19 protein-coding genes and 1 tRNA gene are annotated in these 18,552 nt (G+C 68.8%); 13 read left to right on the top strand and 7 right to left on the bottom strand.

All coding sequences use genetic code 11. The features are described from left to right. Positions 1-88: 88 nt before the first annotated feature. Positions 89-781: a helix-turn-helix domain-containing protein gene (locus tag ACXJ1Y_RS12540; protein WP_463846589.1), complete on the bottom strand. Its 693-nt coding sequence runs from the start codon at positions 779-781 to the stop codon at positions 89-91. A 198-nt stretch (positions 782-979) separates the two neighbouring features. Here ACXJ1Y_RS12540 and ACXJ1Y_RS12535 point away from each other — a divergent pair, with 198 nt between their 5' ends. After that, entirely contained in the window at positions 980-1,297 is a 318-nt protein-coding gene (locus ACXJ1Y_RS12535; protein ID WP_463846588.1) for a phasin family protein, read from the top strand. A 74-nt stretch (positions 1,298-1,371) separates the two neighbouring features. On the opposite strand, the gene fixJ is transcribed toward ACXJ1Y_RS12535, so the two are convergent. From fixJ to ACXJ1Y_RS12510, 5 genes are all read right to left on the bottom strand, one after another. Next, on the bottom strand, positions 1,372-1,980 hold the full coding sequence (fixJ, locus tag ACXJ1Y_RS12530; RefSeq protein WP_463846587.1) for a response regulator FixJ: 609 nt from the start codon (positions 1,978-1,980) through the stop codon (positions 1,372-1,374). Then, on the bottom strand, positions 1,970-3,520 hold the full coding sequence (locus ACXJ1Y_RS12525) for a PAS domain-containing sensor histidine kinase (protein WP_463846586.1): 1,551 nt from the start codon (positions 3,518-3,520) through the stop codon (positions 1,970-1,972). The genes fixJ and ACXJ1Y_RS12525 overlap by 11 nt, the downstream gene beginning before the upstream one ends. 148 nt (positions 3,521-3,668) lie before the next feature. Beyond that, on the bottom strand, positions 3,669-5,558 hold the full coding sequence (locus ACXJ1Y_RS12520; protein ID WP_463846585.1) for a heavy metal translocating P-type ATPase: 1,890 nt from the start codon (positions 5,556-5,558) through the stop codon (positions 3,669-3,671). 169 nt (positions 5,559-5,727) lie between these two features. Continuing rightward, positions 5,728-5,801 (bottom strand) — tRNA-Gly (locus ACXJ1Y_RS12515). A gap of 46 nt (positions 5,802-5,847) precedes the next feature. Further along, positions 5,848-6,693: a 3-oxoadipate:acetyl-CoA acetyltransferase gene (locus ACXJ1Y_RS12510; protein ID WP_463846584.1), complete on the bottom strand. Its 846-nt coding sequence runs from the start codon at positions 6,691-6,693 to the stop codon at positions 5,848-5,850. A 137-nt stretch (positions 6,694-6,830) separates the two neighbouring features. Here ACXJ1Y_RS12510 and aroQ point away from each other — a divergent pair, with 137 nt between their 5' ends. From aroQ to ACXJ1Y_RS12485, 5 genes are all read left to right on the top strand, one after another. Continuing rightward, positions 6,831-7,289 carry a type II 3-dehydroquinate dehydratase gene (aroQ, locus tag ACXJ1Y_RS12505; protein ID WP_463846583.1) on the top strand — a complete coding sequence of 153 codons (459 nt, stop codon included), beginning with the start codon at positions 6,831-6,833 and terminating at the stop codon, positions 7,287-7,289. Between the two features lie 59 nt (positions 7,290-7,348). Beyond that, positions 7,349-8,047 (top strand): orotate phosphoribosyltransferase, encoded by a 699-nt coding sequence (locus ACXJ1Y_RS12500; protein ID WP_463846582.1) that lies wholly within the window; start codon positions 7,349-7,351, stop codon positions 8,045-8,047. A gap of 7 nt (positions 8,048-8,054) precedes the next feature. After that, a complete protein-coding gene (pyrC, locus tag ACXJ1Y_RS12495) occupies positions 8,055-9,107 on the top strand; it encodes a dihydroorotase (protein ID WP_463846581.1) in 1,053 nt (350 codons plus the stop codon). Next, positions 9,104-10,549, top strand: a complete 1,446-nt coding sequence (locus tag ACXJ1Y_RS12490) for an amidase (protein WP_463846580.1) — start codon at positions 9,104-9,106, stop codon at positions 10,547-10,549. Before pyrC ends, ACXJ1Y_RS12490 begins: the two co-directional genes overlap by 4 nt. A 306-nt stretch (positions 10,550-10,855) precedes the next feature. Further along, positions 10,856-12,631 carry an acetolactate synthase 3 large subunit gene (locus ACXJ1Y_RS12485; protein ID WP_243955266.1) on the top strand — a complete coding sequence of 592 codons (1,776 nt, stop codon included), beginning with the start codon at positions 10,856-10,858 and terminating at the stop codon, positions 12,629-12,631. Positions 12,632-12,646: 15 nt separating this feature from the next. Here the strand turns inward: ACXJ1Y_RS12485 and ACXJ1Y_RS12480 are convergent, their stop codons facing one another. After that, positions 12,647-13,582 (bottom strand): class I SAM-dependent methyltransferase, encoded by a 936-nt coding sequence (locus ACXJ1Y_RS12480; RefSeq protein ID WP_463846579.1) that lies wholly within the window; start codon positions 13,580-13,582, stop codon positions 12,647-12,649. Positions 13,583-13,692: 110 nt separating this feature from the next. Here ACXJ1Y_RS12480 and ilvN point away from each other — a divergent pair, with 110 nt between their 5' ends. The 7 genes from ilvN to ACXJ1Y_RS12445 all read left to right on the top strand — a co-directional run bounded on the left by ilvN (position 13,693) and on the right by ACXJ1Y_RS12445 (position 18,537). Then, positions 13,693-14,235: an acetolactate synthase small subunit gene (gene ilvN / locus ACXJ1Y_RS12475; protein WP_342165247.1), complete on the top strand. Its 543-nt coding sequence runs from the start codon at positions 13,693-13,695 to the stop codon at positions 14,233-14,235. Between the two features lie 53 nt (positions 14,236-14,288). Then, positions 14,289-14,582 carry an AbrB/MazE/SpoVT family DNA-binding domain-containing protein gene (locus ACXJ1Y_RS12470; RefSeq protein ID WP_463846578.1) on the top strand — a complete coding sequence of 98 codons (294 nt, stop codon included), beginning with the start codon at positions 14,289-14,291 and terminating at the stop codon, positions 14,580-14,582. After that, a complete protein-coding gene (locus tag ACXJ1Y_RS12465) occupies positions 14,566-14,940 on the top strand; it encodes a type II toxin-antitoxin system PemK/MazF family toxin (protein WP_463846577.1) in 375 nt (124 codons plus the stop codon). The genes ACXJ1Y_RS12470 and ACXJ1Y_RS12465 overlap by 17 nt, the downstream gene beginning before the upstream one ends. After that, positions 14,937-15,581 carry a glutathione S-transferase family protein gene (locus tag ACXJ1Y_RS12460; RefSeq protein WP_463846576.1) on the top strand — a complete coding sequence of 215 codons (645 nt, stop codon included), beginning with the start codon at positions 14,937-14,939 and terminating at the stop codon, positions 15,579-15,581. Before ACXJ1Y_RS12465 ends, ACXJ1Y_RS12460 begins: the two co-directional genes overlap by 4 nt. Before the next feature lie 132 nt (positions 15,582-15,713). Then, a complete protein-coding gene (gene ilvC, locus ACXJ1Y_RS12455) occupies positions 15,714-16,733 on the top strand; it encodes a ketol-acid reductoisomerase (protein ID WP_342165243.1) in 1,020 nt (339 codons plus the stop codon). 109 nt (positions 16,734-16,842) lie between these two features. After that, positions 16,843-17,496, top strand: coding sequence for a pyridoxamine 5'-phosphate oxidase family protein (locus ACXJ1Y_RS12450; RefSeq protein ID WP_463846575.1), 654 nt, complete (start codon positions 16,843-16,845; stop codon positions 17,494-17,496). 85 nt (positions 17,497-17,581) lie between these two features. After that, a protein-coding gene (locus tag ACXJ1Y_RS12445; RefSeq protein ID WP_463846574.1) for an IS630 family transposase occupies positions 17,582-18,537 on the top strand; the annotation gives its coding sequence in 2 pieces (ribosomal slippage) (positions 17,582-17,933 and positions 17,933-18,537; 957 coding nt in all). Positions 18,538-18,552 lie beyond the last annotated feature (15 nt).

Raw genomic sequence — 18,552 nt, 5'->3', positions numbered from 1 at the left:
GCCCGGGCCTGTCGGCGCGATGGAGGGACACTGGCCCTTGTCCGCAGGGACGACCTTGATCCACCTCAACGCCATCGGCGTGACCCGGTCAGTGTTCCACCACGTGCTGGAGCCGGGCGCGGTGCAGGCTGACGTGGCGGCCGCCGACCCGTTCCAGGGCCCCGTCCTCCTCCAGCTGCGACAGGGTGCGCGAGACGGTCTCGATGGTCAGACCGAGGAAATCGGCGATGTCGCGTCTGGTCATCGGCAGGGCGAAGATGCCGGTGCCGCCCAGGCGCTCGTCCACCTCCATGAGGAAGGTCGCGACGCGCTCCGCCGCGGAGCGGCGCCCGAGCAGCAGCATGTGGTCCTGGGCGTGCCGCAGGTCGTTCGTGGCCATGCCCCAGAGCAGGCAGGCGACCTCGGCGCTGACGGTGGCGGCGCGCTCGACCTGCCGGCGCCTGAAGATCAGGACCCTGGTGTCGGAGATCGCCTCGGCGGTGTGGCGGTGGGTTTCGCCCTGCTCGAACCCGAACAGGTCGCCGGGCAGGTGGAAGCCGGTGATCTGTCGCCGGCCGTCGCTCAGCACCTTGTGGGTACGGGCCGCGCCACTCACCACCCTGTACACGAGCTCGGCCTCCTCGCCCTCGCCGTAGATCTCCTCCTCGCGGCCGTAGGCGAAGGGCGTTCCGATGACCTCGGGGCAGCCCGCGAACAGCGGGGTGATGGGCGGGCCATAGGCGAGGGGAGAACGGCTTCTCACCGCGTGGACTGGTATCGACGGCGGATCTTCCAGGCTCATCGCGTCGCTCCTCACCCGTGTCGGCTGAGGTAGAGTTGTCGCGCGACCCGGCGAACGACAGTCCGGCCGCTCTCTTAAGAGATTTCGCTTAAGGGCAACTACGTAACCACCTGCGCCAATTGGAAGGCATGATCTGGATCAATGTTATATTGGCGGCATGGTAGACGATGGCGGATACCGCATAACACGGAGATCCCCATGAATTCCGGACAGACGACGCATCCCCACGCCCAGTCTTCCATCGACCCGGTCGAGACGTTCGGGAAAGGCCTGAATGCCTGGCACACCGTCATCTTCGGCCTGCCGCTGCGCCTCGCGGCCGAGACCGTGCGCTTCACGGGACGACGCCTCCAGGCGCAGGCGGACCACCTCGCGGCGCTGGCCCAATGCGGCTCGCTCAAGGACGCGGTGTCGCTTCAGACGGCGTTCGTGACCAAGGGCGTGTCCGACTACCGCGACGAGGCCGCCACGCTGTCGCAGAACGTGACCGAGACGACCTTCCCAAGGGCGGCCTGACCGAGCCGCGTCGGGGATTCCTCAGACCCTGACGCGGACGGCGAGGATGCGTCGAACGGCCTGGATGTGTCCGGTCAGGCCAGCCTCGCCAAGACCGCCCAGCGCACCAGTTCCTGCAGGCTGGCCGCCTGGGTCTTGGCCATGAGCTTGGCCCGGTAGATCTCGACGGTCCGCGGGCTGATGTCGAGCGCGCGGCCCATATCCTTGCTGCTCTCGCCGGCGACCAGATGGTCGAGCACCTGCCGCTCCCGCTGGCTCAGCGTGGCCACGCGCCGCACGAACTCCCGAAGGGCGGGGTCGGTCGACTCCGCCGGGCCGCCGCGCTCCAGGGCGGTGCGCAGCGCCTGGATCAGCGTCGTGTCGTCGAATGGCTTCTCGATGAAGTCGCAGGCCCCGAGCTTCATGGCCGCCACGGCCAGCGACACGTCCCCGTGTCCCGTCATCATCACCACCGGTAGCTCGTGGCCGGTCGCCCGCAACCGGCGGAGCAGTTCCAGGCCGTCGATGCCGGGCATCCTGATGTCGGTCAGGACGCAGCCCTCCGCGACCGGCCCGAGCCCGGCGAGCAGGTCGGCGCCATCGGCGTAGAGCCGGACGCCGAAGCCCTCGGTGTCGAGGAGGAAGCCGAGCGAGTCCCGCATGGCGGGGTCGTCGTCCACGACGTGCACGAGGCTATGGCCCATCGGTGGGATCTCCCGCGGAGGCGGTCGCCAGCGTCAGGCGGAAGGTGGCCCCGCCAGCTCCGTTGCGCTCCACCGTCAGCCGCCCGCCATGTGCCTCGATGATGGTGCGGCAGATCGAGAGGCCGACGCCCATCCCGCTCGCCTTCGTGGTGACGAAGGGCTGGAAGAGCCGGTCGGCCACCTCGTCCGAGATGCCCGGACCCGTGTCCGACACCGCGATCTCGATGAGGTCCGAGGAGAGCGCATGGGCCTCGACCGTCATCTCGCGGCGTTCGCTCCGCTGCATGGCCTCGCGCGCGTTCCGCATGAGGTTGACGAGGACCTGCTGGACCTGAACCCTGTCGGCCAGCGCCGCCTTCAGGCCAGGGGCCACCCGGATGTGGGCGACGACGCCCTGCTCCCGGGCGCCGACGAGGGCCAGGGCGCTCGCCTCCTCGATCAGCCGCGAGACCGGCTCCAGCCTCCGCTCCGTCTCGCCGCGGGTCACGAACTCCCGAAGGCGGCGAATGATCTGGCCGGCCCGCAGGGCTTGCTCGGCGGTCTTGTCCAGAACCTCGATCGACCGGGCGATGGCCTCCGGCCCGGCCCTTTCGAGCAGGCGACGGCAGCCCTTGGTGTAGTTGGCGATGGCGCCGAGCGGCTGGTTCAATTCGTGCGCCAGGGCCGAGGCCATTTCGCCCATGGCGCTCAGGCGCGAGACGTGGACGAGTTCGGACTGGAGTTCGTCGAGCCGGGCCTGGGTTTTCTGATACTCCGTCAAATCGTTGACGAAGCCGGTGAAGAACACCTGCTCGCCCGAGCGCATCTCGCCGATGGCGATCTCCATCGGGAATGTCGAACCGTCGGCCCGTCGGCCCGTCACGATCCGGTTGGTCCCGATGATGCGCCTCTCCCGCGTCCGACGGTAATGATCGAGGTAGCCGTCGTGTTCGTGACGCATCGGCTCCGGCATCAGGATGTGGACGTTCCGTCCGACCGCCTGCCCGGCCGGGTAGCCGAACAGGCGTTCGGCGGCGGCGCTGAAAGAGTGGATGAGGCCGGCCTCGTCGATGACGACCATCGCCTCGGGCACGGTGTCGAGGATCGAGCGCAGGTGGGCGTGGCGGGCCCGGAGGTCGGCCTCCGCCTGCTTCTGCTCGTGGATACTGTACACGACGCCGCGATGCCGGATCGGTCGCCCATCGGGGCCGAGCTGCACACGCCCACGGGAGCGCAGCCAGCAGGTCGGCCCGGCCGGCCGCATCACGCGGTAATCGACCTCGTAGCCGCCGCCCTCCCGCAAGGCGCGCTGGATCGCGTCGGACCTCGCCTGACGGTCGTCGGGATGCACCAGCACCTGGGTCGCGGCGAAGCTGGTCAGGCTCTCCGGCGGAACCCCGAAGAGGCGGGCGCAGGTCGGCGTGACCGAGACCCGGCCCGTTGGGATGTCGAGCGACCAGATGCAGACGCCGACGTCGTCGAGGGTCTGCCGCAGTTCATCGACGGTCGATGTGCCGTCGCCGGCAGGGTCCAGGCTGGGCGCGTCGATGGGGCTCGTCATCGTTTTCACCCCAGACGAAGCGCGTCGACGATGCTACTCCGTGGTGCGCCCGGCGAACAGCACGGACTGCGCGGAACCGCTTGGCACAAAGCGACGCGCGCCGGCGGCTGGATGGGGCTTCGTCAGACCCTGGGACTGGGCGGAGGGGCTACCCGCCACGGGGGCCGCCGAGCGCGCGCATGGCGTTGAGGATCACGGCGACGTCGATGGCTTCCTGCAGCAGCGCCCCTCGGAGGGGGGTGAGGTAGCCCAGCGCCGCCGCGACCATGCCGGCGACCGACAGCCCGAGGCCGACCCACACGCTTTGGAGCGCGATGGCGCGGGCGCGCTTGGCGATCCGAATGGCCTGGGGCAGCGGAGCGAGGCTGTCGATCAGCAGGACGACATCCGCCGCCTCGGCCGCCGCCGCCGCACCGCGCGCGCCCAAGGCCACGCCGAGGTCGGCGGCCGCCAGGGCGGGCGCGTCGTTGACCCCGTCTCCCACCATCATCACGGGACCGTTCCGACGCTCGGCCGCCACGGTGTCCGTCTTGCCCGCCGGATCGAGGTCGGCGGCCACGGCATCGACGGGCAGGCCGGCCACCAGCGCCTCCGCGACGGCGCGCCGGTCTCCGGTGGCGAGCACCACCCGCTCGATGCCGCACGCACGCAGCGCCGCGAGGGTGTTTCCGCCGTCCGCCCGCAGGGGATCGGCGAATTCCAGTCTGGCGGCCGGTGTGCCGTCGATGGCGACGAGCACCGTCGCGACGGCCGCCGTGGCGTCTCCGACCCCGTCAGCCGGCGGGAAGAGAACGTCGTGGGCCGTCATCAGGCGCGGCCCTCCGACGAGAACGGGCCGCCCCTCCACGTTGCCGGTCACACCCTCGCCGGGAAACTCCGCGACCATCGCCGGCTGCGAGAGGGCCAGACCTCGTGCCCGCGCCGCCTCGACCAGGGCCCGCGCCACCGGATGGCCGGAGGCTTGGTCGAGGGACGCCGCGAGACGCAGGACTTCGCCCTCGTCGAGGGAACCGAGAACGCCCGTCGAGACGAGCCGGGCGGTGCCGTGGGTCAGCGTGCCGGTCTTGTCGATCACCAGGACGCGGACCTTGGCCAGCATCTCCAGAGCCCCGCCACCCTTGACGAGGACGCCGATGCCGGCCGCACGCGAGAGGCCCGAGACGAGGGCGACGGGCACGGCCAGGATCAGTGGGCAGGGCGTCGCCACGACCAAGACGGCCAGCGCCCGGATCGGGTCGCCCGTCGCGATCCAGGCGCTTCCGGCCAGCGAGAGCGTGAGGACGAGGAAGGCCAGCCCGTAGCGGTCGGCCAAGCGCGCCATCGGAGCCTTCTGAGACCGCGCCGCCTCGACGAGCCGGACGATGCCGGCATACGTGCTCTCGGCCGCGAGCCGCTCCGCGACCAGGGTGAACGGCTCGCCCGCGTTCACGGTGCCGCTGAGCACGGGATCGTTCACCCCGAAGGCGACCGGTAGCGCCTCGCCGGTGAGGCTCGACCGGTCGAGAATGGCGCGACCGGCGGCGACCCGGCCATCCACCGGCAGGACATCGCCGACGCGGACCAGGATGTGGTCTCCTGGAAGCAGGGCCCCGAGGGGCACCTCCTGCCACGTCCCGTCTTCCTCGCGCAGGGCGGTTCGCGGCTGGCGCGCGATCAGCGCCGTCATCGCCCGCCCGGCCCGGCCGGCCGCGTAGGCTTCCAGCGACTGGCCGCCGGCGTACATCAAGGCGATGACGGCCCCGGCCAACGGCTGCGACAGGGCGAGCGCGCCGCCCATCGCGAGCAGGGCGACGAGGTCGAGCCCGATGTCGCCGTGCGCGAGGCTCGTCACCACCTGCGACGCCAGGAGAACGAGGACCACCAGGGTCGCGAGTGTCCATGCCCATGCGGCGGCTTCGGGATGACCCGACGCCTGTGCCGCCAGACCCGTGCAGAGGCCGATCAGCGGCAGCACCGCGAACCATCCCCGCAGCCGCGGCATCCAGCCGTCGTAGGCCGGCCGCTCCGTCTCGGTCGGGCTCAGGGCCGCCGTCGTCATGGTCGGGATCGCCCTCAGCCGGCTTGCAGGTCTCGGTTTGGACTCAGTCCGTTCGAGGGGCCTTGCGGTAAATCAACCCACGATCATCAGGCTGGCGGAGAGGGGCAAGGTCTCGCCAAGCGCCTGCGGGCGTCAGGCGGCAGGACTGCCGATACCGATGAGGGGAAGCTGGAGCGGGTACCGGGAATCGAACCCGGGTATTCAGCTTGGAAGGCTGCTGCTCTACCATTGAGCTACACCCGCGCGACGGCTCGTCTAGCATGGCGGCCGCCGCCTGAGAAGGCGGGCTTCAGGTTGTAAGACCGAGCGCGGCACGGGCCTCCGCAGGTGTCGCGACGCGCCGTCCGTGGCGGGCGACCGCCTCGGCCGCGAGGCTCACCAACTCGGCGTTGCTCGCCGCCAGCCGGTCCCTGGTGACGCGGATGTTGTCCTCGAGGCCGGTGCGCACCGCATCCGCCCCGCGCGCCAGCGCCCAGTCCATCACCACCGCTTGGTTGCGGCCGATACCGGCGGCCGTCCAGGTCGCCTTCGGCAGGGTGCGGCGGCACTCGTTGAGCAGGATTTCGAGGAGATGCTCCTCCGCCGGCATGGCGTTCTGCACGCCCATCACGAACTGAACGTGCGGACGCTCGTCCATCAGCCCCGCCTCGATCAGGCGCTTGGCCCCGTGCAGGTGCGACAGGTCGAAGATCTCGATCTCGGGGCGGACGCCGTTCTGCTTCATCTGCGTGGCGAGGTCGGTGACCAAGCTCGCGGCATTCTCGTAGACGATGGTCGGGAAGTTCACCGAACCCGTCGAGAGCGAGGCCATGTCCGGCCGGTGCTTCAGCGAGAGGCCCCGCGCCGCCGGATCGCGTCCGCGCCCGCCCGTCGAGAACTGGACGATCATGCCGGGGCAATGCCGGCGCAGGCCCTCCTGCACGGCGGCGAATTTATCGGGGTCGGAGGACGGGCTCTCGTCGTCGTTGCGCACATGGATGTGGGCGAGGGTCGCGCCGGCCTCGAAGGCCTGCTGCGTCGACTCGATCTGCTCCGCGACGGTGGTCGGCACGGCGGGGTTGTCCTTCTTGCGGGGCACGGACCCCGTGATCGCCACCGCGATCACCACCGGCGCGTCGTTCCCGTTTGCCGCCATCGCGCGTCTCCTCTCCCTGATCGGTCCCGCCCCCGGGGGGTGATAGCGCCTGCATCGGCACGACAGAAGAGCGTCACCCGGGCTTGAGTCGCCGCCGGGATCGTTGCACCTCTCGCTTGGGGGCGAAGGGGATTGGGATGGACGACACGGTGCTGGTCCTGAACGGGCCGAACCTCAACCTGCTCGGCCAACGCCAGCCGGAGATCTACGGCTGCGCGACGCTGCGCGACGTCGAGGATCTGTGCCGGGCCACCGCCGCCGGGTTCGGGCTGACGGCCGAATGCCGCCAGAGCAATGCCGAGCACGTCCTGATCGAGGCGATCCATGCGTTCCGCGTCGGATGCGCCGGCATCGTCATCAATGCCGGCGCCTACACCCATACGTCGGTGGCGATCCTCGATGCGCTCAACGCCTGCGAGGTGCCGGTGATCGAGTGCCACATCTCCAACGTGCATCGCCGGGAGGAATTCCGGCACCATTCCTACGTCTCGAAGGCCGCCACCGCCGTCCTCGCGGGCTTCGGCATCCACGGCTACGCCCTGGCGATCCGCCACCTCGCGCATCTGCGCGCGGGCACAGGGTCGGAGAAGGGTTGACGCACGCTGCCGATGGCCTGAGGAAACCCCTTAAATCCGCTCTCCCCGAAAGCCGTGACATGACTTCCTACTTGCCGATCGACCGGAAGCTGATCGCCCGCGAGGCGGCGAAGATGTTCCTGGAGATCGAGGCCGTCCATTTCTACAAGGGCGAGCCCTTCAAGTTCACCTCCGGCTGGGCGAGCCCGGTTTATACCGATTGCCGGAAGATCATCTCCTTCCCCCGCCTGCGCTCGGCGCTGACCGACTTCGCGGTGGCGACCATCGTGCAGGAGATCGGCTACGAGTCGCTGACGCATATCGCGGGCGGCGAGACCGCCGGCATCCCCTTCGCCGCCTGGATCGCCGACCGGCTCGGCCTGCCGATGCAGTACGTGCGCAAGAAGGCCAAGGGCTTCGGCCGCAACGCGCGGATCGAGGGCGAAGTCGTCGAAGGCGCCAAGACCCTGCTGGTCGAGGATCTGGCGACGGACGGGCGCAGCAAGATCAACTTCTGTTCGGCCCTGCGCGACGCGGGCGCGGTGGTCGATCACTGCTTCGTGCTGTTCTACTACGACATCTTCCCCGACAGCGATGACCTGCTGAAGGAGAACGGCCTCACAATGCACGCGCTCACCACGTGGTGGGACGTGCTCGAAGTCGCCAAGGAGATGGGCACCTTCGACCCCGCGACGCTCAAGGAGGTGGAGAGCTTCCTGCACGAACCGGCGACGTGGTCCTCCGCCCATGGCGGCATCTCCGCCTTCGGTCAGGGCTGAGCGCGCCATGGCCGCGTCCCCCCTCGACCGCCTCGTCATCCGCAAGCCGGACGACTGGCACATCCACCTGCGCGACGGCGCCATGCTGCGCGCGGTGCTGCCCTACACGGCGGCGCAGTTCGCCCGCGGCATCATCATGCCGAACCTCGTGCCGCCGGTGACGAGCGTGGACGCCGCCGCCGCCTATCGGGACCGCATCCTGGCGGCACTGCCGGAGGGGCAGAGCTTCACGCCGCTGATGACCTGCTACCTCACCGACGCCACGAGTCCGGACGAGATCGAGCGGGGATTCCGCGAGAAGGTGTGGATCGCAGCCAAGCTCTATCCGGCCGGGGCCACGACCAATTCCCACGCGGGCGTCGCCGACCTCGCCAACATCGCCCCCGTGCTGGAGCGGATGGAGCGGATCGGCATGCCGCTCCTGATCCACGGCGAGGTGACGGACCCGGCGGTCGACATCTTCGACCGTGAGGCGGTGTTCATGGAGACGAAGCTCCTGCCGCTGCTCGCGCGGCACCAGGGGCTGAAGGTGACGGTGGAGCACGCCACCACCGCCGAAATCCTCGACGTGGTGCGCGCCCACGCCCCGCGCGTCGCGGCGACGATCACCCCGCACCACCTCGTCATCAACCGCACGCACATCTTCCAGGGGGGCCTGCGGCCGCACCTGTATTGCCTGCCGGTGGCCAAGCGCGAGCGGCACCGCCTCGCCCTGCGCAAGGCGGCGACCTCGGGCGAGAGCTGCTTCTACCTCGGCACCGATACGGCGCCGCATCCGGTCGGCGCCAAGGAATCAGCCTGCGGCTGCGCGGGGGTGTTCTGCGGGCCCACCGCCCTGCAAACCTACGTTCAGGTCTTCGACGAGGAAGGCGCCCTCGACCGGTTCGAGGGTTTCGCCTCCCTCCACGGCGCCCGCTTCCACGGCATCGAACCGAACGCCGAGACCATCACCCTGGAACGGTTACCCGGCCGGATCGTCTCCTGCGTCGCCGTGGACGAGACCGAGGTCGTCGTCTTCCGGGGCGACGAAACCCTTCCCTGGACCATCGGGAGCGCATGACCATGCCTGGCGCGGACGGTATCACCGCGCTCGGCGCGGTCCATCTCTCCGCCGCCATCCGCGGCCGGGCGATCTCCTGCGTGGAGGTGATGCGCGCCTATCTCGACCGGATCGCGCGCCTCAACCCGACCTTCAACGCCATCGTCGCCCTGCGCGACGAGGCGATCTTGCTGAACGAGGCCGCGCAGGCCGATGCCGTCCTGGCGCGGGGCGAGCCGGTGGGGGCCCTCCACGGCTTCCCCCTGGCGGTGAAGGATCTCGACCCCGTCCGGGGCCTGCCGTTCACCCAAGGGTCGCCGATCTTCGCCGAGCGGATCGCGGAGGCCGACTCGATCATGGTCTCGCGCCTGCGGGCGGCGGGGGCGATCTTCATCGGCAAGACCAACATCCCCGAATTCGGCCTCGGCTCGCACAGCTTCAACCCGGTCTACGGCGTCACCGGCAACGCCTACGATCCGGGCAAGACCGGCGGCGGGTCGAGCGGCGGCGCGGCAGTAGCCGTCGCCCTGCGCCTGCAGCCCGTGGCGGACGGCACCGACCATGGCGGCTCGCTGCGCAATCCGCCGGCCTTCAACAACGTCTACGGCCTGCGCACCTGCTGGGGGCGCATCCCGTCCGAAACCCTCGACGTGTTCAGCCCTAGTCTCAGCGTTCACGGCGCCATCGGGCGCAGCCCGGCCGATATCGGCCTGATGTTGTCAGTGCAGGCCGGCTACGATCCGCGCTGCCCGAACTCGATCCGCCAGGATCCCGCCGGCTTCGCCGGGCCGCTGGAGCGGGACTTCCGGGGCGTCCGCATCGCGTGGCTCGGGGATTTCGGCGGGCGCATCCCGTTCGAGCCGGGCGTGCTGGAGACCTGCCGCGCCGCGCTCACCGCCTTCGCCGATATCGGCTGCCTCGTGGACGAGGCGGTGCCCGATTTCGACATCGAGCAGGTCTGGCACGATTGGGGCGTGCTGCGCGCCTTCACCGTGTCGGCGAATCTCCGCCCCCTCGTCATGGACCCGGCCCGCCGGGCGCTGATGAAGCCCGAGGCGGTGTGGGAAGCCGAGCGCGGCGCCGACCTCACGGCCGATCAGGTGATGGCGGCGCTGGAAGGCCGGACGCGCTGGTACGGAGCGCTGCGCCGCTTCATGGACGTCTACGACTTCGTGGTGATGCCGACCGCGCAGGTCTTTCCCTTCGACACCGCGACGCGCTGGCCCGACACGATCGACGGGCAGGCGATGGACACCTACCATCGCTGGATGCAGATCGCGGTGCCCGCGACCATGGCCGGGCTTCCCGCGCTGGCCGTGCCGGCCGGGTTCGGCCCGAACAACCTGCCGGTGGGAATCCAGATCGTCGGGCGCAATCACGGCGAACTCGCCTGCCTGCAGCTCGGCGCGGCCTACGACGCGGCGAGCGGCTGGGTGCGCCGCTTCCCGCCCCCGGCGGCGTGAGGCGTTGCCGGCAAGGTTTCTCGTGAGTCGGGTCGTTGACCGGCCGACTTTCCGGGAGTAAGACGCGCAATCCTTGGTGCGAGGCCTCCGAACGATCGGGGGATACACGCCGGGCGGAGTTTGGTTTTCGCGATGCGCACGGTCCTTATTGTAGCGGTGGCGTCACCGACCGGGCGGCTCTAACACGAGCCGCAATCCGGCTGGTGGCGCTTGCAGGGTCCCTCGGGGCCCTTTTTTGTTGCCCGCGACAGGCGCATCGGAACGAGGGACGGCCAGCGACAAGGCCGATAGGACGAGGAGACGGACATGGGCGGCGAGGTCATGACCGGGGCCGAGATGGTCATCCGGGCGTTCCAGGATCAGGGCGTGGATACGCTCTTCGGCTATCCGGGCGGCGCGGTGCTGCCGATCTACGACGCGCTGTTTCACCAGGAGGCGGTGAAGCACATCCTCGTGCGCCACGAGCAGGGCGCCGTTCACGCCGCCGAGGGCTATGCCCGCTCGTCCGGCAAGGTCGGCTGCGTGCTCGTCACCTCGGGCCCCGGGGCCACCAACATCGTCACCGGCCTCACCGATGCGATGCTGGATTCGATCCCGCTCGTCTGCATCACGGGCCAGGTCCCGACGCACCTGATCGGCACCGATGCCTTCCAGGAATGCGACACGGTCGGCATCACCCGCCACTGCACGAAGCACAATTACCTCGTGAAATCGATCGAGGACCTGCCGCGCATCCTGCACGAGGCGTTCTACGTCGCGAAGAATGGTCGCCCCGGTCCCGTCGTCATCGACCTGCCGAAGGACATCCAGTTCGCCTCGGGCCTCTACGAGCGCCCCACCACGATGCGGCACAAGACCTACAAGCCGGCCGTGAAGGGCGACCCGGAGCGCATCCGCGCGGCCGTCGAGCTGATGGCCGGCGCCCGCCGCCCGGTCTTCTACACCGGCGGCGGCGTCATCAACGCCGGCCCGGAGGCCTCGCGCCTGCTGCGTGAACTCGTGGCCGAGACCGGCTTCCCCATCACCTCCACGCTGATGGGCCTGGGCGCCTATCCGGGTTCGGACGAGAAGTTCCTGGGCATGCTCGGCATGCACGGGACCTACGAGGCCAACCTCGCGATGCACGAATGCGACGTGATGATCTGCATCGGCGCGCGCTTCGATGACCGCATCACCGGCCGCCTCGATGCCTTCTCGCCGTTCTCGAAGAAGATCCACGTCGATGTGGACGCCTCCTCGATCAACAAGGTCGTGAAGGTCGATGTCGGCATCCTCGGCGATTGCGCCTACGTGCTCGCCGACATGCTGGAGGCGTGGCGCGCCCTGCCGTCGAAGCCGGAGAAGTCCAACCTCGAAGGCTGGTTCCAGAAGATCCGCCAGTGGAAGGCCCGCGACTGCCTCGCCTACTGGCCCTCGGGCACGATCATCAAGCCGCAATACGCGGTGCAGCGGCTCTACGAGGCGTGCAAGGACCGCAAGACCTTCATCACCACGGAGGTCGGCCAGCACCAGATGTGGGCGGCGCAGTACTTCAAGTTCGAGGAGCCGAACCGCTGGATGACCTCCGGCGGCCTCGGCACCATGGGTTACGGCCTGCCGGCCGCCATCGGCACGCAGCTCGCCAACCCGGACGGGCTCGTGGTCGACATCGCGGGCGAAGCCTCGATCCTGATGAACATCCAGGAGCTTTCCACGGCCATCCAGTACCGGCTGCCGGTGAAGGTGTTCATCCTCAACAACGAGTACATGGGCATGGTCCGCCAGTGGCAGGAACTGCTCCATGGCTCGCGCTATTCGCAGAGCTATTCGGAGAGCCTGCCGGACTTCGTGAAGCTCGCGGAGGCCTACGGCGCCAAGGGCATGCGCTGTGAGAAGCCGGGCGATCTCGACGCGTCCATCGCGGAGATGCTCGCCTATGATGGCCCGGTCCTGTTCGACTGCGTGGTCGACAAGACCGAGAACTGCTTCCCGATGATCCCCTCGGGCAAGGCGCACAACGAGATGCTGCTCTCCGATTACCTCGGCGAGACCGGCGTCGAGCTGGGCGACGTGATCTCCGAGGAAGGGAAGATGCTGGTCTGAGCCCCGCTCCGGGGATCAGCCGTGTCGGCCCTCCTCAGACCCGTGGATGCTGCCGGTGCGCAGCATCCGCAGCGCCAGGGCGAGGCGCCGCCGGAGCCCGCGCACCGGCACGTCCGGCAGTTCGCCGTGCCGTCGCCCGTCGAGGGGCGGCGTCGCGGCGGCGCGCTCGGCCGGGCTCGCCGCCTCGTGCTTGCGCAGCGTGACGAAGAACTCGATCGTGTTGCGCGCCGTGGGGTCGATGCGGGCGATCTCGAAGGGGATCAGCCCGAGCGCGATCACCTCCCGGAATACGCCGAGGAAGCTCGCGGGCGTGTAGACCGTGCAATGGGCGTCGTAATAGCTGCCATGGGCGGCGACGTTGCGCGCATCGATGAGCGCCCGCGCGAGCTGGCCCTCGAAGATCGGCTTCGGATCGCGTTCCCGCCCGGCCCAGACGGCGAAGGGATCGACCTCGGCGACGCGGGACACGTAGTCGAACACCTGGGTGGGGCTCGCGAGCCGCGCTCCGGCGATATGGTGGCCGACGAGGTCCGCCGTCGTGGAGGGGCGGCGGTGGAAATCGAAGGTGAAGCGCTTGTCGGGGACCGCGAGGAAGATCACCCCTCCCTCGCGCAACACGGCGGCCAGTTCGTTCAGCCAGCCGAGCGGGTCCGCGATGTGCTCCATGACGTGGCTCGCGACGATGTAGTCCACGGGCGCGCGCGGTCCCAGCGCTTCGGCGAGGCTCTGGTGTTCGAGGACGAGATCGACCTCGACGATCGGCTGCGCGTCGGGTCCGATGACCGACTCGTGGCCCGCGTATTTCGCGCGGAGGTCGTCGGTGGTCCGGTGGTCGGCATAGAGGATGTCGCCGTCCTCGCGCCGGATCAGCGGCCGGTTCAGGGGGCCGAGTTCGACGCCGAGGCGTCCGCTGGGGCACACGGCATCGAGGGCGCGCTGTCGGGCTGTCATCCGCCGCGCCGTTATCATGCGTCTCGGGGAGCGTCCAGGCGACCTTCCGGGGCGGGACTTCGCAGGGACCGGCCCGATGCGGGCCGCAACAACAGGACGGGACCACGGGCATGAACGCGATGAACACCCACTACCCGGATCCGGTCCGGGTCGAAGCGGTGAACCGTCACACGCTGGCGGTGGTGGTGGACAACGAGCCGGGTGCCCTGGCGCGGATCTCCGGCCTGTTCTCCGGTCGCGGCTACAACATCGAGAGCTTGACCGTTTCCGAGACGGAGGAGGCGCGCCACATCTCGCGCATCACCATCGTCACCACGGGCACCAACGCCGTCATCGATCAGATCAAGGCGCAGCTGGACCGCCTCGTCTCCGTGCACCGGGTGGTGGACCTGACCCTGCAGGGCAACGCCCTGGAGCGGGAGATCTGCCTCGTGAAGGTGAAGGGCGAGGGCGAGCACCGCAGCGAGGCCCTGCGCCTCGCCGCCGCCTTCGGCGCGAAGACGCTGGACGCGACGCTCAATTCGTTCGTGTTCGAGCTGACCGGCGCGACGGAGGAGGTCGACCGGTTCGTGCGCCTGATGAGCGTGATCGGCCTCGTGGAGATCTGCCGCACCGGCATCGCCGCGATGAGCCGGGGTGCCGAGCCGCTTTAGGATGGAGATGGCGCGTCTGCTATGATGCGCTCGTCCCTTGGGAGTCGCGAGCCATGGAAGCCAAGGTCGTCCGCTGGGGTGACGATCTCGTTGTGAGATTGACCGACTCGGAGGCCGAGGAACTCGGCGTCCGGGAAGGCCAGACCGTGGAGATCGTCGCGAAGCGCGAGCGGGAATCCGAGTCTCGACCTTGGACGGGTCGCCGCTACGCCGATGGATCACCGGCCTACACACTCGCTGAAATGGTCGAGGAGATGCGCCGCCTCGGGCCCGACTTCGAGCCTCCGACCGTGGATTGGGGGGCGGATCGCGGTTCCGAGATCATCGACGATGACTATTCCCGGTGAAACGGCGCTTCAGGCCGGCGATTTGATTCTCGTCGAGTTCGGCCCGGTTCGCGGGACGGAGCAGGATGGGCGCCGTCCGGCCCTCATCATTTCGGAAGCGCTGATGAATGCTGCCACGCGTCGTGTCATCGTCTGTCCGATCACGAGCAACATCGAACCCTGGCCGACCAAAGTGATGCTGCCGCCGGGACTGGGTACGACGGGGGCGGTCCTGACCGATCAGGTTCGCTCCATCGATCAACATGCCCGCATTCTGAGACGTCTCGGTTTTGTGCCGACGACGACCCTCACCAAGGTTCGCCATCAGGTCGCGACGTTGATCGGCATCGAAGCCCCCATCAATACTGGACAGCAATGACCGCCCGCACCCTCTACTACGCCCCCGGCGCCTGCTCGCTGGCGGCGCATATCGTCCTTGAGGAATCTGGCCTGCCCTTCGAAGGCAAGGCCCTCGATCTCGCCAGGGGCGACCAGCGCTCCGGGCAATACCTCGCCATCAACGACCGGGGCCGGGTGCCGGCGCTGGTCGAGGATGGCTGGGTGCTCACCGAATGCTCGGCGATCATGCGCCACGTCGCCCGGCAGGTGCCGGAGACGGGCCTGTGGCCGGCGGACCTGCGCGAGATGGCGGTCGCCGACGAATGGCTCGGCTGGCTCGCCTGCAACCATCACGTCACCTACGCCCATGTCCGCCGCGCGGAGCGCTACACGAACGACGAGGATGCCCATGACGGCATCCGCGCCAAGGGCGCCGACACCTACGGCGATCTCTGCACCATGACCGAGGTGCGCCTGTCCCACGGGGGCTGGGCGGTGGGCGACCGCTTCACCGTGGCCGATGCCTACCTGATGGTCTTCTGGGTCTGGGGACGCGGGCCGTTCTTGAAGTTCGACATGGCCGGTCGCTTCCCCGCCTGGACGGCGCACGCCAAGCGTGTGGCCGCCCGGCCGGCGGTGCAAGCCGTCTTCGCCCGCGAAGGCTTGGCGCTGCCGGCCTGACGGCGGACCAGCCCTGTACGGTTTGGCCTTCCGTTCAGAGGCTTGCGCGGCTAAAAGCCCGCGCTATCGCACGGCCGCACACCCACGGAGCGCCCGCGCGCGCTCACCGACACGAAAGAGGACATTGCCGCCATGCGGGTCTATTACGATCGCGACGCCGACCTGAACCTGATCAAGGGCAAGAAGGTCGCCATCGTCGGCTACGGCAGCCAGGGCCATGCCCACGCGCTCAACCTGCGCGATTCGGGCGTGAAGGACATCGTCATCGCCCTGCGCGAGGGCTCCGCCACCGCCAAGAAAGCCGAACACGAAGGCTTCAAGGTCCTGTCGGTCGCCGAGGCCGCCAAGTGGGCCGACGTGGTGATGATGCTCACCCCGGACGAGCTGCAAGGCGACATCTACCGTGAGTCGCTGGCCGGCAACATGAAGCAGGGCGCCGCGCTCCTCTTCGCCCACGGCCTGAACGTGCACTTCAACCTGATCGAGCCGCGCGCCGACCTCGACGTGCTGATGGTCGCCCCGAAGGGCCCCGGCCACACCGTGCGCTCCGAGTACCTGCGCGGCGGCGGCGTGCCGACGCTGATCGCCATCGCCCAGGATGCCTCGGGCAACGCCCACGACCTCGGCCTGTCCTACGCCTCCGCAAACGGCGGCGGCCGCGCCGGCATCATCGAGACCACCTTCAAGGAAGAGTGCGAGACCGACCTGTTCGGCGAGCAGGCCGTGCTCTGCGGCGGCCTCGTGGAGCTGATCAAGGCCGGCTTCGAGACCCTGGTCGAGGCGGGCTACGCCCCCGAGATGGCCTATTTCGAGTGCCTGCACGAGGTGAAGCTGATCGTCGACCTCATCTACGAGGGCGGCATCGCCAACATGAACTACTCGATCTCCAACACAGCCGAGTACGGTGAGTACGTCACCGGTCCGCGCATCATCACGCCCGAGACCAAGGCCGAGATGAAGCGCGTGCTGAACGACATCCAGTCGGGCACCTTCACCCGCAACTGGATGCTGGAGAACAAGGTCAACCAGACCTCGTTCAAGGCCACCCGCGCCAAGCTCGCCGCCCACCCGATCGAGGAAGTCGGCACCAAGCTGCGCGGCATGATGCCGTGGATCTCGGAGAAGGCGCTGGTCGACAAGTCCCGCAACTGATCTCCACCGCCGTGAGGCAACGGGGCCGGCTCCAGAGATGGGGCCGGCCCTTTTCTTTGCGCGCGGCCTCTGGAATGAACGGTTCCAACCACAAGTATGGGAGGAGCCTTTGGACACGTTGTACGGTGAAGCGCACCGCGCCCTTCAGGATGATTTCGGCACGACGAAGCTCGCCGACTTCCTCGACAAGCATCACGTCCACCGCGCCATCGATGAGCAGGACCGCGCCTTCATCGAATCGCGTGACATGTTCTTCCTCTCGACGGTGGACGAGAACGGCAACCCGACCGTCTCCTACAAGGGCGGCCCGACCGGTGTCGTGTCGGTCGTCGGCGACAGCACGCTCGCCTTCCCCGGCTACGACGGGAACGGCATGTTCCTGTCGATGGGCAACATCGTCGGCCAGGGGAAGGTCGGCCTGCTGTTCATCGATTTCGAGACGCCGCACCGCCTGCGTGTCCAGGGCACCGCGCGGATCGTGAGGGACGACCCGCTGCAGGCCCGCTACCCGGAGGCGCAGTATATCGTGCGCGTCGAGGTGGAGACGCTGTGGGTGAACTGTCCCCGCTACATCCACCGCTACACGAAGGTCGAGCAGAGCCGCTATGTGCCGAAAGACGGCCAGGAGACGCCGCTGGCGCAGTGGAAGCGCCTTGACTTCGTGCAGCCGGTCATCGCGGACGAGGATCGGGCGCGGGTCGCCGCCGAAGGCGAACTCGATCTCGGGGCCTACGGCGAACTCGTCGCGCGCGGGCAGGGCTAGAGCCGTGTCCGGCTGGGTTGAATCGTTGGGGGTAGCGGGCAGTCTGCGGATCTGATTCGATGTTGGGCTTTCCGAGGAGGTCGGGATGCCGTCAGCGCTATCGATGGATCTGCGAGAACGCGTGATCGCGGCGATCGAGGCGGGAGCTTCGCGCCGACAGGCGGCCAAGCGCTTCGGGGTCGGCCCATCCAGCGCGATCCGCTGGCATGAACGCTTCCAGGCGGAGGGCGCGATCGCGCCCCGGCCCTCGTGCGGGCAGCGACCCGCACCGGCCCTCGAAGCGCACGCTGAGCGGATCCTTCAGGTCGATCGGGAGCAGCCGCAGGCCTTCCTGCACGAGGTGCGTGATATCCTGGCCGAGCAGGGTGTCCGCACGAGCGTCAGCGGGCTGTGGCGGTTCTTCGCCCGGCATCGGATCACCCGTAAAAAGGGGCTGTCTACGCGGCCGAGCAGGAGCGTCCGGACGTGAGAGCCGCACGGGAGGCGTGGTTCGAGGGCCAACTCGACTTCGATCCCGACACCCTCGTCTTCATCGATGAGACGGCGACCGCCACGAACATGGCCCGCACCTATGGTCGGGCTCCACGCGGCGAGCGTTGCCGGCTCCTCGTGCCCCAGGGCCATTACAAGACCACCACCGTCACCGCCGCCCTGCGCACCAGCGGCTTGGTCGCCACCACCCTGTTCGACGGGGCCACCAACGGCGCGCGCTTCCGCGCCTACGTCACCGACACCCTGGTCCCGGTGCTGAAGCCGGGTGACACCGTCATCCTCGACAACCTGCAATCCCACAAGGTCGTCGGCGTGCGCGAAGCCATCGAGGCGGCCGGCGCGCGGCTCCTCTACCTCCCGGCCTACTCGCCCGACTTCAACCCGATCGAGCAGGCCTTCTCAAAGCTCAAGGCGCTGCTGCGCACCGCCGCTGCCCGAACCGTCCCAGACCTTTGGGCAGCCATCGCCCGGGCCTTCGCAGCCTTCACCCCAGCGGAATGCCGCAACTACATCGCCGCCGCCGGATACGACGCTTATGACCCAACCTAAACGACAACAGCCCTA

It is taken from the genome of Methylobacterium sp. TK26 (genome assembly GCF_055361565.1).
The sequence above is the reverse complement of the archived record's forward strand: the minus strand, read 5'-3'. Positions and strand labels throughout refer to the sequence as shown.